The sequence below is a fragment of the Streptomyces sp. NPDC007189 genome (assembly GCF_040703635.1).
Classification (GTDB): Bacteria; Actinomycetota; Actinomycetes; order Streptomycetales; family Streptomycetaceae; genus Streptomyces.
In genome coordinates this window covers 173,041-189,450 of record NZ_JBEYEY010000012.1, presented here as the reverse complement: position 1 = coordinate 189,450, position 16,410 = coordinate 173,041, and the positions used below count along the sequence as shown (strand labels likewise).

15 protein-coding genes and 2 tRNA genes are annotated in these 16,410 nt (G+C 71.5%); 5 read left to right on the top strand and 12 right to left on the bottom strand.

Annotation, left to right across the window (positions count from 1 at the left end):
* The first annotated feature begins 45 nt into the window (after window positions 1–45).
* Window positions 46–119: transfer RNA gene (locus AB0950_RS24510), tRNA-Lys, on the top strand.
* A 138-nt stretch (window positions 120–257) separates the two neighbouring features.
* Here AB0950_RS24510 and AB0950_RS24505 read toward each other — a convergent pair.
* The 4 genes from AB0950_RS24505 to AB0950_RS24490 all read right to left on the bottom strand — a co-directional run bounded on the left by AB0950_RS24505 (window position 258) and on the right by AB0950_RS24490 (window position 3,910).
* Entirely contained in the window at window positions 258–707 is a 450-nt protein-coding gene (locus tag AB0950_RS24505; RefSeq protein WP_360145235.1) for a DUF3592 domain-containing protein, read from the bottom strand.
* 118 nt (window positions 708–825) lie between these two features.
* Window positions 826–1,431, bottom strand: a complete 606-nt coding sequence (locus AB0950_RS24500; RefSeq protein ID WP_360145238.1) for a lytic polysaccharide monooxygenase — start codon at window positions 1,429–1,431, stop codon at window positions 826–828.
* A gap of 138 nt (window positions 1,432–1,569) precedes the next feature.
* Complete coding sequence (locus AB0950_RS24495; protein WP_360145241.1) at window positions 1,570–2,703, bottom strand: SPFH domain-containing protein; 1,134 nt, start codon at window positions 2,701–2,703, stop codon at window positions 1,570–1,572.
* Window positions 2,704–2,797: 94 nt separating this feature from the next.
* On the bottom strand, window positions 2,798–3,910 hold the full coding sequence (locus AB0950_RS24490; protein WP_360572406.1) for a peptidoglycan-binding protein: 1,113 nt from the start codon (window positions 3,908–3,910) through the stop codon (window positions 2,798–2,800).
* A 188-nt stretch (window positions 3,911–4,098) separates the two neighbouring features.
* Between AB0950_RS24490 and AB0950_RS24485 the strand changes: the two genes are divergently transcribed.
* From AB0950_RS24485 to AB0950_RS24470, 4 genes are all read left to right on the top strand, one after another.
* Window positions 4,099–4,172: transfer RNA gene (locus AB0950_RS24485), tRNA-Lys, on the top strand.
* A 106-nt stretch (window positions 4,173–4,278) separates the two neighbouring features.
* Window positions 4,279–5,028 carry a FadR/GntR family transcriptional regulator gene (locus AB0950_RS24480; RefSeq protein ID WP_360145247.1) on the top strand — a complete coding sequence of 250 codons (750 nt, stop codon included), beginning with the start codon at window positions 4,279–4,281 and terminating at the stop codon, window positions 5,026–5,028.
* 312 nt (window positions 5,029–5,340) lie between these two features.
* Window positions 5,341–7,302 (top strand): glycosyltransferase family 2 protein, encoded by a 1,962-nt coding sequence (locus AB0950_RS24475; RefSeq protein WP_360145250.1) that lies wholly within the window; start codon window positions 5,341–5,343, stop codon window positions 7,300–7,302.
* Window positions 7,299–9,233 carry a kelch motif-containing protein gene (locus AB0950_RS24470; RefSeq protein WP_366779399.1) on the top strand — a complete coding sequence of 645 codons (1,935 nt, stop codon included), beginning with the start codon at window positions 7,299–7,301 and terminating at the stop codon, window positions 9,231–9,233. Before AB0950_RS24475 ends, AB0950_RS24470 begins: the two co-directional genes overlap by 4 nt.
* A 3-nt stretch (window positions 9,234–9,236) precedes the next feature.
* On the opposite strand, the gene AB0950_RS24465 is transcribed toward AB0950_RS24470, so the two are convergent.
* From AB0950_RS24465 to AB0950_RS24430, 8 genes are all read right to left on the bottom strand, one after another.
* Window positions 9,237–10,259: a glycoside hydrolase family 6 protein gene (locus tag AB0950_RS24465; protein ID WP_366779398.1), complete on the bottom strand. Its 1,023-nt coding sequence runs from the start codon at window positions 10,257–10,259 to the stop codon at window positions 9,237–9,239.
* 112 nt (window positions 10,260–10,371) lie between these two features.
* A complete protein-coding gene (locus AB0950_RS24460; RefSeq protein ID WP_366779397.1) occupies window positions 10,372–11,028 on the bottom strand; it encodes a class F sortase in 657 nt (218 codons plus the stop codon).
* Between the two features lie 9 nt (window positions 11,029–11,037).
* The gene (locus tag AB0950_RS24455) at window positions 11,038–11,604 is read right to left on the bottom strand and encodes a hypothetical protein (RefSeq protein ID WP_366779396.1); all 567 of its coding nucleotides are present in this window, start codon (window positions 11,602–11,604) and stop codon (window positions 11,038–11,040) included.
* Between the two features lie 126 nt (window positions 11,605–11,730).
* Window positions 11,731–12,513, bottom strand: coding sequence for an HAD-IIA family hydrolase (locus AB0950_RS24450; RefSeq protein ID WP_360145265.1), 783 nt, complete (start codon window positions 12,511–12,513; stop codon window positions 11,731–11,733).
* Window positions 12,514–12,637: 124 nt separating this feature from the next.
* Window positions 12,638–13,693: a 2-aminoethylphosphonate ABC transporter substrate-binding protein gene (locus AB0950_RS24445; protein ID WP_360145268.1), complete on the bottom strand. Its 1,056-nt coding sequence runs from the start codon at window positions 13,691–13,693 to the stop codon at window positions 12,638–12,640.
* A gap of 54 nt (window positions 13,694–13,747) precedes the next feature.
* Window positions 13,748–14,545 carry an ABC transporter permease subunit gene (locus tag AB0950_RS24440; protein WP_360145271.1) on the bottom strand — a complete coding sequence of 266 codons (798 nt, stop codon included), beginning with the start codon at window positions 14,543–14,545 and terminating at the stop codon, window positions 13,748–13,750.
* Window positions 14,532–15,371, bottom strand: coding sequence for a 2-aminoethylphosphonate ABC transporter permease subunit (locus tag AB0950_RS24435; protein WP_360572416.1), 840 nt, complete (start codon window positions 15,369–15,371; stop codon window positions 14,532–14,534). The genes AB0950_RS24440 and AB0950_RS24435 overlap by 14 nt, the downstream gene beginning before the upstream one ends.
* Window positions 15,364–16,410 carry an ABC transporter ATP-binding protein gene (locus AB0950_RS24430; RefSeq protein WP_366779395.1) on the bottom strand — a complete coding sequence of 349 codons (1,047 nt, stop codon included), beginning with the start codon at window positions 16,408–16,410 and terminating at the stop codon, window positions 15,364–15,366. The genes AB0950_RS24435 and AB0950_RS24430 overlap by 8 nt, the downstream gene beginning before the upstream one ends.

The window sequence follows — 16,410 nt, the reverse complement described above, 5'->3', positions numbered from 1 at the left end:
GTCGCCGGACGCGGAAACGAGAAATCCGCGGAGGGCGGGAGTCATGCGCCGCTAGCTCAGTTGGTTAGAGCAGCTGACTCTTAATCAGCGGGTCCGGGGTTCGAGTCCCTGGCGGCGCACGATGGCGATGGCGAGGCATGTCCGCAAAAAGCGCGGACCTGCCTCGCCATCTCTGGTTTGGCGCGGCTTCGCCGCGCGTTGGGCGGGCTTCGCCACCCGCACCCCCATGCGCGGTGAACCGGCGCCGGGAAGCCGGCCTACTCCGTGAACATCATGTGCGCGGTCACGAGGAAGACGACGCAGAAGGCGATGGCCACGCAGCAGAAGGCCGCCCCGAAGCCGGTGCCGGCGGCGAGCCGGGCGCGGGCGGGCGGCAGCGCGGTGGCCCGCTCCGGCCGCTCGGGCAGGTACCGCACGGTGACGACGTCGCCCTCCAGGACGGTCGCGGGCCCGTTCCTCTCCTCGAACCGGATGCCGCGGCCGTCGTGGGTGGTGAACTCGTGGACGTGGTGCACGGCCGTGCGCACCGAGGTGTCCCCGCCGCCCCCGCTGGTCGTGGTGAACATCCTCAGGCACCGGCCCTCGGCGGTCAGCCCTCGGGACCAGGTCCGGTTGATCCGCCAGGCGCGGCGCAGCAGCCCGGCCAGGGCCGCCGCGAAGCCCGCGGTCATGAGGGTGGGTACGGCGTAGAAGAACAGCTCGAACATGAGGTCCCCCGAGGTCCGGTACGCCGTACCGCTCGGCCGGCGTGGGGGGAACGTACCCGGCGGCGGGGGCGGCGGCCCTCAAGGGAACCTCAGTTTCCGTGCTGTGACGGGACGCCCCTCAGAAGGTGACGTCCGAGCAGGCGTAGAACGCGTTGCCCGTGTCGGCGATCGTCCACACCGCGAGGATGACGTGGTGCCCGCTCAGCCCGGTCGGCAGGGTGCCGCTGTGGCTGAGGGTGGCCGGCGGGCGCTGGCCGTTGTACGGGACCGTCAGGAACGGGGTGAGGTTGAGGTCCGAGCGGGACAGGGGGTGGTTCTGGTTCCAGCCCTGCTTGGTGACGTAGTACTTGAAGTCCGTCGTGGCGTGCATGGCGGTGAACTGCCAGCGGAAGGTGTACGTCTGGCCGCCCGTCACCCTGGTGGTGGGCCATGCCCCGCCGGACGGGGTGGTCGGCGAGCTGAGCTGGGCGAACCGGCTCAGGCCGCCGTTGCAGATCTGGCCGTCGGCGGGCCCCGCGGCCGGGAAGCCCTTGGGGCCCTCGACGCTCTGCGGCTCGTACTGGATGTCGCCGCAGCCCGTCACCGTGCCGTTGGCGCACAGTTTCTGCCTGCTGATGGGGAGGTCGGTGTAGCCGTGCCCGCTGGCGCCGCCGGTGGAGAGCGCGAACGCTCCGGCGGTCACCACGCCCAGCACGACCGCGGACAGCTTGGTCCTGGTGTGCATACTGCCGCTCCTGAGAACGTGGGGAGTTCGATGAGCTGTGCAGGTACGTAGGTCTAGACCAAGTGTCAGGTTATTGCCGCTAGTTGAACATGTCCATACCAATCGCAGGCCGGGTCCGCGACGGCTCTCCCGCGCCGCTCACGCCGGCTCCCCGCGCCCCGAGCAGAACGCGACCGTCAGGTCCCGCACCAGCGCCTTGCGCTCGTAGTCGTCGAGTTCGACCAGGCCGCGCGCGGACAGCCGGGTCACCGTGTCCTCCACCGCGTCCACCACCGCGCTGAGCATGCCGGCCCGCTGCCGGGCGTCCAGCCGGGCGATCCGGCCCCGGCGCATCGCGGCCGCGACCTCCGGGGCGTACTCCGCCCGCACCGGCTGCACCGAGAACACCTCCAGGCCGGCCGGCGCCGCGTCCTGAGCCACCAGTCGGCTCAGCGCGTCCCCCGCCTCCGTCACCCCGCCCTCGCCCGCCGGCTCCACCGGCACCCGGGCCAGCGCCGCCTCCACGCACGCCCGCAGATAGGCCTCGTGGTCGCCGACGCCCAGCAGGGCCCGCGCGGTGTCCCGCACCCGCCACACCACCAGCACCACCACCCGCAGCGGCATCCCCTCGGGATCCGCCGCCGGCATCGCCTCGCTGCGCCAGTGCCGCAGCCGCACATCGGCCGGACGCCGCTGCAGCAGCGGGTTCACCCAGAACAGCCCGGTGCGCCGTACCGTCCCCCGGTAGCCGCCGAACAGGCCGAGCACCCAGGCCCGCCCGTCCCGCCCCCGGCCCAGCCCGCCGAAGCCGATCATCCCGAGGATCCAGGCCCCGGCGTACGCCGCCCACTGCGCCGCACCGAGCCCCGCCCGCGGGGACACGGGCAGCCGCAGCGCGTGCACGACGCCCGGCGGCAGCACCCCGGCCCACCACGAGACCGCCAGGCCGGCGGCGATCCCGGCCGCCCCGGCCAGCATCCCGACCGCCCCGGGCAGCACCGGCGCCGGACGTTCCACCAGCTTCGGGTCGGGCTGCGGCAGCGGCCGGCGGCGCACCGGATCCGCTTCCTCCGCGCGCGGCTGCTCACCGGTGCCCTGCCGGGCGGGCACCACGGCGGGCGGCAGCGCCACCGTCGCCGGGTCCACCGGGTCGGGGCCGTCGCGGTAGAGCAGATGGACCGGGATGTCGGTGGTGTCGTGGTGGATCAGCCGGGCCGTGCGCCCGCCCTCGTCCACGGGGTCCTCCGGGTGCCCCTCGGATTCGGGCGGTGTGTGTGACGTGGTCGTCGTCATGAGTGCCTCCAGCCTCCGCGCCAGATGCGCCGTGAAATGGGAGTGGGATGTAGCCGTGAACGGGGGTGATGTGGAGCGGTGAGGAGCGGGACGGTCAGCCGCCGGCCGTCCGGTTGGGGGCCGCCTCCAGGAAGAGCCGGCGCCAGGTCTCCGGACCCGGGTGGCCGTCCGCGGCGCCGCCCCGCCAGCCCTGGGTGCGCTGGAAGGCCTCCACCGCACGCCGGTCCGCGTCGCCCCAGCGCGGTCCGGGACCCGTGGGGTAGAACCCGCCGAACCCCTTCTCCACCAGGCGGCGGCCCAGCTGCTCGATGGAGGCGTTCTCCGCGCCCGGACGGAAGTGGTTCCGGCCGGGGTAACCGGCCACGCCGTGCGAGGCGGGCGCCCCCTGCGTGGCGTACGCGGCGAGCCGGTCGATGTCCGTCGCGCCGGGGACCACCGCGTCCGGCAGCGCGTCCGGCAGCGAGTCCTTGCTGGTCCCCGTGCTCAGGCCCTTGTAGCGGTAGGGGACGTACTTGTCGGTGTTGCTCCAGTAGGGATAGGGGGTGGGCTGGCTGCGGGCGTGCGGGGGCGTCTGCTCGTAGACCGTGTAGGCGGTGTGGGTGTCGTCCGTCCAGCCGCCGAAGATCACCACGTGGGAGCCTTTCTCGGGGTTGTCCGGGTTGTGGTAGAGCAGGATGTCGCCGGGCTCCAGCTCCTCCTTGGTGATCTTCACGCCGAACCCGCCGAGGCTGCCCGTCCACTCGTTGCCCGGCAGCCCCCAGGCCATGGAGACGTAGCCCGAGCAGTCCTGCCGGTAGCCGTCGGTCCAGTACTTGTCCATGCTGTACGGCACCTTGGCGGCCGCCCAGGTCTTGGCCCGTTCGATGATCTTGGCCCGGGTGGTGGCGGGGATCGGGGCGGTGCCGGGCCCCGCCGGTGTGCCCTTGGGGCCGTGCAGCGGGCCCCTGGCGCCCTGGGGGGTCGCGGGCTCGCCGTCGCCGGGCACGTGCGGGCGCTGGTCGGCGGGATGGCCGGCGGGGGCCGCGGCGGCCGGGGCGACCGCGCCGAGGACCGCGGACGCGGCGGCCACCGCGACGATTCCGCAGGCCGCGGCGGGACCGCCGAGGCGGCCCGCCGACGGGCGGGGACGCGGCCGCCGCCCCTCGGCGCAGCCGGGGCAGTCACAGTCGGCGGCGGGGTGGAACTCCTGGAACACCGGAGCCGTCATGCGATCTGCCTCACATTCGGTGGTGGTTTGTCCGCGAGTGTGCACGTTGATCAGTCTGCTAACTGGCCAGCGGACCGCCACTTTGACGGTCCGAATGATGTACACGGCCCCCTCCCGGCCGCCGGCCGATCACCCGGGGGTGGTCAAGGGCACCCCCGGAGGTCGGGTAGAGTTCTCCACGTCAGCAGGCGCCGCTAGCTCAGTTGGTTAGAGCAGCTGACTCTTAATCAGCGGGTCCGGGGTTCGAGTCCCTGGCGGCGCACCGACCGAATGGCCCCTCGCACCAGCGGGGGGTCTTTTCGCTTGGCCGAAAATCACCCCTGCCCGGAACCGAGCCCTCTGGCCGACCGGCCGGATACGCTCTCGCCATGGCGGCCCGGGACCTGCAGGAACGGATCAAGAAGCTGATCGTCGACCGGCGGCTGCCCTCGGGCGCCCCGCTGCCGACCGAGCCCGAGCTGATGGAGTACCTCGGCGCGAGCCGGAACTCCGTGCGCGAGGCCCTGAAGGCGCTCCAGGCGATGGGGATCGTGGAGATCCGGCACGGGTTCGGGACGTACGTGGGCTCGATGTCGTTCGCACCCATGATCGAGGGCCTGGCCTTCCGCACGGTCGCCGGGCACTACCGGGGCGAGGACTCGCTGCTGCAGCTGCTGGAGCTGCGCGAGGCCGTGGAGACCGGGCTGGTGTCGCGGCTGGCCGGGCGGCTGCCCGCGGCGGACCTCGTTGAACTGGACGCCCTCGTGGACCGCATGGAACGGGAGGCCGCCGAAGGGGCGGGCCTCGCCGAGACCGACCGCGCCTTCCACGCCACCCTCTACCGGGGGCTGGACAACGTGCTGCTGAGCGAGGTGCTGGAGGCGTTCTGGGACGCCTTCCACCGGGTGCAGCGGGACCTGGTGGACGTGCCGCAGGACCCCAGGGTCACCTGCCGGCAGCACCGGGAGATCCTGGACGCGGTCCGCTCCGGCGACTCGTTGCGGGCGGAGGAGGCCATAAGGGATCACTTCGGCAACATCCGTGTCCGCCTCTCCACCACCGGCGCACCCCGGACACCCGGAAGCACCGGCGCGTCCCCGCCCCGCGAGCCCCACGCGCGCCACAATGAACGGGTTTGAGCGGTAAACACCGTGTTTCGCGTCTTGCGATCATGCGGAGCACCGTAGAACCCTGGATGTCCAAGCTGCCGCTGTTTGGCGGCAGTTGGGGGGAAACGGTTGCGAGACGGCGGGGAGGGGGCCCCGCTCCTGAATCGACGCCGAGGGGGGCGTCGCGCGACCGGACGGCCGCCGTTGCCTGTCGCCGAGGTGGGGATGACAGGGGGACCGCGGACCACCGCTGATTCCGCACGCGCGGGCGCAAGGGGAAGCCGGCCGAGCGGAAAGGAACCGACGAAACACGCGGTGACCTGCGTGTGGGGGGAATGACTCATGACGTCGACGCCGACCGGCGCCGGACAGAGCCACGTTCACGACGACTCGTCACAGACCGCACAGCTGAGGGTGATCGGCCACCGGACGGGCCGGTTACGCCGGATCAGGAAGACCCTGCCGAGATACGACTACGAGCACTACAGCCGGCTCGCCGGCCCCCTCACCCAGCCCGACCCGGCCAAGCCGTACACCGTGCGGTACCGGTCGCTGCTCTCGCAGGAGCCGCACCGCGTGCGCGCCGCGCTCATGCTGGGCGCGGCCCCCGTGCTCTCCCTGGTCCTGCTGTTCTGGCTGCTCCAACCCGAGCACTGGACCGAACGCGACTATCCCGCCTACGACTTCCTGCCGGCCCTCGACGTGGTCATGCTCGTCTCGATCGGCCTGATCGAGTTCTTCCGCTGCATGAACGTGCTGTCCAACGCGCACGCCACGCTCGTCGCCCGCGACCCGGTCCCCGTGGTCCCCGAGACCGGCACCAAAGTCGCCTTCCTCACCACCTACGTGCCCGGCAAGGAGCCGCTGGAGATGGTGACGAAGACCCTCCAGGCGGCGGTGAGGCTGCGCCACCGGGGCCTGCTGCACGTGTGGCTGCTGGACGAGGGCGACGACCCGGCCGTCAAGGAGGTCTGCGCCCGGCTCGGCGTGCACCACTTCACCCGCAAGGGCGTCGAGCGGTGGAACCAGCCGAAGGGCCCGCACCGCGCGAGGACCAAGCACGGCAACTACAACGCCTGGCTGGAGGCGCACGGCGACGACTACGACTTCTTCGCCTCCGTCGACACCGACCATGTGCCGCTGCCCAACTACCTGGAGCGGATGCTCGGTTACTTCCGCGACCCGGACGTCGGCTTCGTCATCGGCCCGCAGGTCTACGGCAACTACGACACGTTCGTCACCAAGGCCGCCGAGTCCCAGCAGTTCCTCTTCCACGCCCTGATCCAGCGCGCCGGCAACCGCTACGGCGCCCCGATGTTCGTCGGCACCTCCAACGCCGTGCGCATCAGCGCCGTCAAGCAGATCGGCGGCCTGTACGACTCCATCACCGAGGACATGGCGACGGGCTTCGAGATGCACCGCGCCAGGAACCCGGCGACGGGAAGGAAGTGGAAGTCGGTCTACACCCCGGACGTGCTCGCCGTCGGCGAGGGCCCGGCCGCCTGGACGGACTTCTTCACCCAGCAGCTGCGCTGGTCCCGCGGCACCTACGAGACGATCCTCAAGCAGTACTGGAAGGGCCTGTTCACGCTGGGGCCGGGCAAGCTCTTCAACTACACCATGATGATCGTCTTCTACCCGATGTCCGCCCTCAACTGGATCCTCGCCGCGCTGAGTTGCGCGCTGTTCCTGGGCCTGGGCGCCTCCGGCGTGAACATCGACCCGACCGTGTGGCTCATGCTGTACGGCAACGCCTCCGCCCTCCAGATCGGCCTGTACGTCTGGAACCGGCGGCACAACGTCTCCCCGCACGAGCCGGAGGGCTCCGGCGGTGTGGCGGGCATGGTGATGTCCGCGCTGTCGGCGCCGATCTACGCACGCTCCCTGATGGACGCCGTACTGCGCCGCAAGAGCGGTTTCGTGGTGACGCCCAAGGGGGAGTCGGCGAGCCCCGACACGCTGTTCGGGACGTTCCGGGTGCACTGGTTCTTCATCCTGGTCTTCGGCGGCTCGCTCGCGGCCGGCTTCGCGCTCGGGCACTCCCACCCCGCGATGATCACCTGGGCGTGCCTCGCCCTGCTGATCACCGCCTCGCCGATCCTCGCCTGGCGGTACACGCTGCGGCAGGAACGCAGGCAGGCCGCGCCGGCGGCGGAACCGCAGGACGCGGTGCCCGCGGCGTACGCGGCCCATCCGCCGCTCCAGCGGCCCGTCTGGGCGGCCGGCGCGGACGGGGAGCGGGCCGGGGAGAACGAGCAGACCATGCAGATCGCGCTGGGCGGACTTGGGGGACATAAGGAATGAGGGACCAGGCCGGCCGCCGTCGCGTCCGCAGGCTCGCGATCGGTACGGCGGTGGTGTTCGCGCTGGCCGGGATGAACGGGCCGTGGGTCTATCGCTTCGGCACCGCGCGGTATCACCAGTACAAGATCAACAGACCCGAGTACAAGGCCGAGAACGGCCACTGGGACATCATCGAGTTCCCTCCGCAGTACCGCCAGGACACCATCCACGCGGCGCTCCTGCACACCGGCAAGGTGCTGCTCGTCGCCGGCTCGGGCAACAACCAGGACAACTTCGACGAGAAGAAGTTCGACACCCGCATCTGGGACCCGGTCAAGGGCACGATCAAGAAGATCCCCACGCCCAACGACCTGTTCTGCACCGGCCACACCCAGCTCGCCAACGGCAACCTGCTCATCGCGGGCGGCACCAAGCGGTACGAGAAGCTCAAGGGCGACGTCAAGAAGGCCGGCGGCGTCATGATCCTCTACAACGAGAACCCGGACAAGCCGATCACGCTGCCCGCGGGCACCGGGTTCACCGGCAGGAAGAACGGCAGGACGTTCGTCTCCCAGGACCCGGTGCTGGTCCCGCGCGCCACGAAGGTCTTCGACAAGGCCGGCAAGTGGCTGCGGAACAACCCCGGTTACGGCCGGGTCTACGTCGAGGCGCAGAAGGAGGGCGCCGCGTACGAGACCGGCACCCAGGACAACTACCGCATCCGGGGCCTGACCGGCGCCGACGCGCGCAACACGTACGGCATCGCGCAGAAACTCGCCCTCGACAAGAAGGACTTCGAGGGGATCAAGGACGCCTACGAGTTCGATCCGGTCGCCGAGCGGTACATCAAGGTCGACCCGATGAACGAGGCCCGCTGGTACCCGACGCTCACCACGCTGTCGGACGGAAAGATCCTCAGCGTCTCCGGGCTGGACGACATCGGCCAGCTGGTGCCGGGCAAGAACGAGGTCTTCGACCCCAGGACCAAGAAGTGGACGTACACGAAGACGGTCCGGCAGTTCCCGACGTATCCGGCGCTGTTCCTGATGCAGAACGGCAAGATCTTCTACTCGGGTTCGAACGCGGGGTACGGGCCCGACGACGTCGGCCGTGACCCCGGCATCTGGGACGTCGGCACCAACAAGTTCACCCGGCTGCCCGGGCTGAGCGACCCGGACCGGTTGGAGACCTCCGGGACCGTGCTGCTGCCTCCGGCGCAGGACGAGAGGTTCATGGTGATCGGCGGTGGCGGCGTCGGCGAGTCGAAGCTGTCCAGCAGGAAGACGCGGCTGATCGACCTGAAGGCGAAGAACCCGCACTTCGTGGACGGGCCCGAGCTGGAGAAGGGCACCCGGTACCCGCAGTCCTCGATCCTGCCCGACGACACGGTGCTGGTGTCGGGGGGCTCGCAGGACTACCGGGGGCGCGGCGACTCCGACATCCTGCAGGCGCGGATCTACCACCCGGACGGCAACGGCTTCACCCGGGTCGCCGATCCGCTGGTGGGCCGGAACTACCACTCCGGGTCGATCCTGCTGCCGGACGGGCGGGTGATGTTCTTCGGGTCCGACTCGCTGTACGGCGACAAGGCGAACACCAGGCCGGGGAAGTTCGAGCAGCGGATCGAGATCTACACCCCGCCGTATCTCTACCGGGGGACCCGGCCGCCGCTCGGCGGTGGCCCGCGGACGATCGCCCGCGGCGCTTCGGGGACGTTCACCTCCGATCACGCGGCGAGCATCAAGAAGGTGCGGCTGATCCGGCCGAGCGCGTCGACGCATGTCACGGATGTGGACCAGCGGTCGATCGCGCTGGACTTCACGACGTCCGGGAACAGGATCACGGTGACGGTCCCGAAGAACCGGAACCTGGTCACCTCCGGCTGGTACATGCTGTTCGTGGACGACGACCAGGGGACGCCGAGCACGGCGCAGTGGGTGAAGGTGCCGTGAGGCTCACTTGCTGTTCTCGGCGAGGGCGAGTGCGTAACTCGCCCACCACTCCCCTGCCTTCGGACCTCCCTTGCAGGTGCCGTCCGACTCCCCCGGGCGTTTGATCCACAGGTAGGCGTCCACCAGAAGGTCGGCCGTCTTCGTCGTGGGCGTTTCGCCCAGGGCCCGGCCCGGCGGGTTGCACCAGCGCTGGGCCGGGTCGCCCTGGGTGTAGGGGCCGTTGCCGTTGCGGCTGGTGTCGATGACGAAGTGTTTGCCGCCCACCTTCGCCGAGAGCTGCTTGCCGTAGGCGATGGAGTCCTGGGTGGAGTAGAAGTTGGAGACGTTGACGGAGAAGCCGTCGGCCTGGTCGATGCCGGCCTGCCTCAGGGGCTGGAAGATCTGGTCGGGGTGGCCCCAGCCGGCGTTGCCCGCGTCCAGGTAGACCTTGGTGTTCCTCAGGGACTTCAGCCGGGTGACCGCGCCCTTGAGCAGGTCGTAGCGCTCCTCGTGGAACCGGTCGGGGGTGCAGCCGTCCACGAGGTGGAGGACGGCGTCCGGCTCCAGGATCACGATGACGGAGCGGTTTTCGATGCCGCGGGCCACGGCGTCGATCCAGGCGCGGTAGGCGTTGCCGTCGGCCGCTCCGCCCTGGGAGTACTGGCCGCAGTCGCGGTGCGGGATGTCGTAGAGGACGAGCAGGGCCGTGCGGTCGGACTTCTCGGCGGCCTCGGTGAAGCCGCGGGCCTCCTGCTCCGGGTTCTCCGGGCCGATCCACTCCCCCACCGGCTGCTCGGCGATCTTCCGGATCCGCGCGGCCTCGGTCTTCTCGCCGGCTTTCTCGTAGGCGGCGAGCCGGCGCGCCGCGGTGCCGTCCGGGTTGACCCAGAACGGGTCGGCGGCCTTGGGCTGTTGGGTGATCGGGCCCCCCGGGTCCCCGTGCTTCTCCCCGCCCCCGGATGAGCATCCGGCGAGCAGCAGTGCCGCCCCCAGCACCACCGCCGCCGACGCCCGCGCGGACGCACGGGCCCCCCTGCTGTCGTCCATGCGATTCCCCCCTGGGCGCACCGGTCCAGGTGTCCAATCGTGGCATATCCGGCGGCCCGTCACGAGGTCGCGCGGGGGCGCGGCAGGGCGTGCGGGGCGGGGGGTACGGCGGTCAGCCGCTGGTTCCGGTGAGGTAGGCGGAGACCACGACGTTGGCCGTGTAGTGGTGGGCGGTGCGGTCGAAGGCGCCGCCGCAGGTGATCAGGCGGAGTTCGGCGCGGCCGGGGTGGTGGGGGGCGTAGGCCTGGCGGGCGTCGAAGCCGGCGCGGGGCAGGACGCGGACGTCGTCGATGGTGAACCGGGCGACCTTGCCGTCCGAGCGGACCACCCGGACGGTGTCGCCGGGCTTGAGGGTGCTGAGCTTGTAGAAGACCGCGGGCCGGGTCTCGGTGTCGACGTGCCCGACCAGGAGCGCCGCGCCGCGGGCGCCGGGCTTGGTGCCGGCGCCGTACCAGCCGACCACGCCCGGCTGGTCGTAGGGGGGCGGGTCGATGGCGCCCTGGGCGTCCAGGCCGCGGCTCACCACGGGTGCCTGCACGCGCAGTTGGGGGATGTCGAGGCGCTGGGGCAGGGCGTCGCCGAGCGGCTTGGCCGGGCTGGGCAGCCGGGGGGCGACGGCGAACAGGCCGCCGGTGGCGGGGCCGTCCGAGGTGTGCGGCACGCCGGTCACCCCGCGTCCCCACAGCCAGAGCCCGGACAGCAGCAGCGCCGAGGTCAGGCCGGTGGCGAGCCGCCCGGTGCCGGTGGTGTTTCCGCGGTCGTCGGTCATGGGCGGCGGTCAGCGCGGGCCGCGGCCGGCGCGGGCGCGCAGCGCGACGGCGAGGGCCGCGAGTGCCGCGAGGGCCAGGCCGGTCACCGTCTGGACGGTGTCGGGACCGGACTCGGTGGTGGCGACGGTCGCGAAGTGCGCGGTGCCGCCGCCGCCCGCGGGGACGGGGGCGATGGGTGAGGGAGGATCGGTGGGCTCGCGTCCCGGCAGGATGGACGGCCCGGTGCCCGGGCCGGTCCCCGTGGCCGGGCCGGAGACCGTGAGGCGTCCGGTGATCACGTAGTCGGCGCAGGTGACCCTGACGTCGTAGGCGCCCGGCTGCAGGGTGGAGCGGACGCGGGTCTCGCCGGACAGGGTGTCCTGGCCGCCGGTCAGCCGGGCGTCGGAGACGAAGGCGTCCGACACGGCGGTGCCCTGGGACCCGGGGCAGCCGCGGACCCGTACCGAGACGTCGGTGCCGGGCGCCGGGGAGGCGGGGGTCACGGAGACCGAGCCGGCGTCGGCGGCCTGGGCCGCCGGGGCGAACGCGGTGGCGGCCAGGATTCCTGTACAGACAGTGAGGCGTAGTGAGCCCATCGTGAACCTCCAGTTATCAGGAGGCTCCCCCGCCCCGGGCGCCCCCGCATCCTCGGGGGGCGCCAGATTGCTCCGAACGGGTGGACCCGGATTTCGACACCGCAGGTCAGGCCCGTTCTGGGGCGGTCAGACGACGAGGTCGACCAGGTCCGCGATGGAGTCGACGACCTGGGAGGGCCGGAAGGGGTAGCGGTCGACCCGGTCGGGCTGGGTGACGCCGGACAGCACGAGGAAGGTGCGCATCCCGGCCTCCAGGCCCGCGAGGACGTCGGTGTCCATGCGGTCGCCGATCATCGCGGAGGTCTCGGAGTGGGCGCCGATGGCGTTGAGCCCGGCCCGCATCATCAGCGGGTTGGGCTTGCCGACGAAGTACGGCTTCTTGCCGGTCGCGGCGGTGATCAGGGCGGCGACCGAACCGGTGGCGGGCAGGTCGCCCTCGGTGGAGGGGCCGACGTTGTCCGGGTTGGTGGCGATGAACCGGGCGCCGTTGTTGATCAGCCGGACGGCCTTGGTCAGGGCCTCGAAGGAGTAGGTGCGGGTCTCGCCGAGGATCACGAAGTCGGGGTCGTGGTCGGTGAGGATGTAGCCGATGTCGTGCAGTGCCGTGGTCAGGCCGGCCTCACCGATGACATAGGCGGTGCCGCCGGGCCGCTGGTCGTCCAGGAACTGGGCGGTGGCCAGCGCCGAGGTCCAGATGTTCTCCACCGGCACCTCCAGGCCCATCCGGTTCAGCCGGGCGTGCAGGTCGCGGGCGGTGTAGATGGAGTTGTTGGTCAGCACGAGGAAGGGCCGCCCGGACTCCCGCAGCTTCTTCAAGAAGGCGTCGGCCCCGGGGATCGGAACGCCCTCGTGGATGAGGACACCGTCCATGTCGGTGAGCCACGACTCGATCGGCTTGCGGTCTGCCATGTGTGCGTCTCCTGGCGTGCGTACGGTCAAGAAAGGCGGGGGCGCCGGAACCACGGCGTACCGACGCCCCCAGCCTAGTCAGGGCGGCCTGATCCTGACCCCGGCGTTTCGCCGGTCGGTCGGCTCAGCTTCCGGTGGCCGACTTCCAGTCCTCGACGTACGACGTGAGGTTCTCGTCGATGTCGTTCCAGTCGGGCTGGAAGACCTCCACGCCGTCCATCAGCCGGGTGAGGGCGACGGCGTTGGCGTCGGTGGTCTTGACGTCCTGGCGGGCGGCGAATCCGCCTCCGATCCCGCTGACCTCCTGCTGCTGCTTCCGCGCGAGCATGAAGTCGAGGAGCTTCCTGCCGTTCTCGCTGTGCGGGGCCTTGGTGACCAGGCCTGCGGCGTACGGCAGGGCGAAGGTGGTGGGCCTGCCGTCCTGGCCGGCCGGGAACCAGATGCCGAGGTTCGGCATGGTCTTGGACTGGGCGTAGTTCATCTGCACGTCGCCGTTGGCGACGAGCAGTTCGCCCTTGTCCACCTTGGGGGCGAGCTTCCCGGTGGAGGCGGACGGGCCGACGTTGTTGGCCTGGAGCTTCTTCAGGTAGGCGAGGGCGGCGTCCTTGCCGCCGAAGTCGTGGACGGCCTTGATGAGGACGGCCGTACCGTCGCCGGCGACGCCGGGCGTGGAGTACTGCAGCTTGTTCCTGTACCGGGAGCCGAGCAGCTCGTTCCAGGTTTTCGGGGCCTGCTTGAGCTGCTTCTTGTTGTAGACGAAGCCGAAGTAGTTGTTGACGACGGCCGTCCACGTCCCGTCGGCGGCCTTGCCGGCGGCGCCGACCTGGCCGGCGTCCTTCGGGCCGTACTTCTGCAGCAGGCCCTTGCCGTCGGCCTGCTGGATGAACGGCGGGAGGGTGACCAGCACGTCGGCCTGCGGGTTGCTCTTCTCGCGGACGGCGCGCTGCACCATCTCGCCGGAGCCGCCCTCGACGTACTCGACCTTGATGCCGGTCTGCCTGGTGAAGTCGGCGAAGACCTTGTCGTACCAGCCGTCGCCGCTCTCGCCCTTGAGGCCGTCGGCGCTGTAGACGGTGACGACCTTGGCGTCGGAGGCGGCGGAGGAGGAGCCGCAGGCGGACAGCAGCGGCGCGGTGAGAACGGCGAGGGCGGTGGCGGCCTTGAGGGTGTTTCTGGGCATGGCGAGGTGAACTCCTGGCGGGGTGGCGGGGTGGCGGGGTGGCGGGGAGCGGGTTCAGCGGTACGACGCCCGGGTGCGGACCCGGGAGACGGCGAACAGGACGAGCAGGGTCGCGGCCATCAGCACGATGGCGACGGCGGAGCCGGTGAACAGGGCGCCGCGGTCGGTGGCCGCGTAGATCAGGACGGGCAGCGGGGTCCAGTCGGGCGGGTAGAGCATCATCGTGGCGCTCAGCTCGCCCATGGACAGGGCGAAGCACAGGCCGGCGGCGGCGGTCAGGGAGGGCAGCAGCAGGGGCAGGCGGACCCGCCACAGGACCCGGGCGGGGCCGGCGCCGAGGGAGGCGGCGGCCTGTTCGAAGGCCGGGTCGAGGCGGGTGATCGCCGCCGACACCGACTGATGGGCGAAGGCGGTGACCAGCACGGTGTGCGCGAGGATCACGATCCACCGGGTGCCGTTGAGCAGCATCGGCGGCTGGGAGAAGGCCACCAGGACCGACAGTCCGACCACGACGGAGGGCACGGCGACCGGCAGCACGAACAGGGTGTCCACGATCCTGCGGTACCGCTTCTTCAGGGCCGCCCCGGCCAGCGCGGCCCAGGTGCCGGCGGTCAGCGCGAGCAGGCTGGCGCCGGCGGCCGTGAGCAGGCTGGTGGTGAGCGCCTGGAGGGCGTCGCCGCAGGTGGCGGCGCGGTAGTTGCCGGTGGTCGCGCCCGAGGGCAGGACACCGGACCAGTGGGTGGCGAAGGAGGCGCCGAGGATGACGAGGAGGGGCAGCGCGAACAGCGGCACGAACAGGACGAGGAACACCGCCCACACGGCCCACCTCGCCTTGCGGCTATGCACCAGCACGACGGCTCACCACCCGGTACAGGCCGTAGAGACCCACGGAGATCAGGACGTTGACGACGGCGACCACACACGCGCCCGGGTAGTCGGACTCCAGGATCGCCTTGCCGTAGACGAGCATCGGCAGGGTGGTGACCCCTTTGGCGCCGGTGAACAGCACGATCCCGAACTCGTTGAGGCACAGCACCAGCACCAGGCTCCCGCCGGCCGCGAGCGCGGGCAGCGCCTCCGGCAGGACGACCCGGCGGACGATGCGGGGCGCCCGCGCGCCCAGTGAACCGGCCACCTCCAGTTGCGCGGTGTCCAGCTGCGAGAACGCGGCGAGCAGTGGCCGCATCACGAACGGCGTGAAGTAGGTGACCTCCGCCAGCAGCACGCCCCAGGGCGTGGTGAGGAACTGGAAGGAGCCGACGATGCCCGTGCTGCCGTAGAGGAACAGCAGCGCCAGCGTGATCAGGAAGGACGGGAAGGACAGGTAGACGTCGATGAACCGGGCCACCGCCCTCGCCCCGGGGAACGGCACGAACGCGATGACCAGCGCGAGCAGGAAGCCGAGGACCAGGCATCCGGCGGTGGAGGCCAGCGCCAGCCACACGGTGGTCCACAGCGCGTTCCGGAAGGCTTCGGAGGCGAAGACGTCGGCGTACGGCTGGAGGGAGGTGCCGCCGGTGTCCGGCTGGAAGGACTGCCGGACGACGAGGGCGAGGGGGTAGAGGAAGAAGAGGGCGAGGAGCGTAGTCGGAGGGAGCACCCACAGCAGCGCCCCGTAAGCCCGTGTGGAGCCGCGCCGGCCACGAACGGCCCGCGCCTCCCGGACGGCCTCAGCCATGGCTCACCCCCGCGGGCAGCAGCACCGCGTCGTCCGGCGCGAAGTGCAGCGACACCGCGTCCCCGTGCCGGGGCGGATCCCTCAGCTCCCGCACGTCCGCCATCACGGAGTGCCCGTCGACCTCGACGTACAGCCGGTGCGTGGCCCCCCGCCACTGGATCTCCCGTACGACGCCGGCGAGCCGGTTGGGCCCGTCGCCGAGCCCCACCAGATGCGGCCGTACGCACAACGTGGCCCGCGCCCCCGCGGCCGCGTCCCCGGTGTCGGCCTTCAGCGCCCTGCCCGCGAACTCGACGCCCCCGGAGCCCACGGTCACCGGAAGGAGGTTCGCGCCGCCCACGAAGGACGCCGTGAACGCGTCGCCCGGCGCCCGGTACAGCTCCTGCGGCGTGCCGCAGGCCTGCAGGCGGGCCCGGTCCATGACGGCGATCCGGTCGGCCAGCGTCAGCGCCTCGACCTGGTCGTGGGTGACGTACAGCATCGACATGTCCGGCAACTCCCGGTGCAGCCGGGCGAGCTCGGCCAGCATGCCGGAGCGCAGCCGGGCGTCCAGCGCGGACAGCGGCTCGTCCAGCAGGAGCACGTCCGGCCGGATGGCGAGCGCGCGGGCGATGGCGACGCGCTGCTGCTGGCCGCCGGACAGCTCGCGCGGATGCCGGCGGGCGTAGGCGGCCATGCCCGTCAGCTCCAGCGACTCGGCGACCCGCTGCCGGGTCTGTGCCTTGCTCGTCCTGCGGGCCCTGAGCCCGAAGGCCACGTTCTCGTCCACCCGCATGTGCGGGAAGAGCGCGTAGCTCTGGACGACCATCCCGATGCCGCGCCGGTACGGCGGCAGGCCCGTCACGTCCCGGCCGCCGAGGAGCACCCGCCCGGACACGGGCCGTACGAATCCGGCGACCGCCCGCAACGCGGTGGTCTTGCCGGAGCCGGACGGCCCGAGCAGCGCCATGACCTCGCCGGGCTCGACGGTCAGGTCGAGGGAGTCGAGGACGACGTTTCCGTCGTAGGCGACGGTGACGGAGTCGAAGCGGATGCCCAT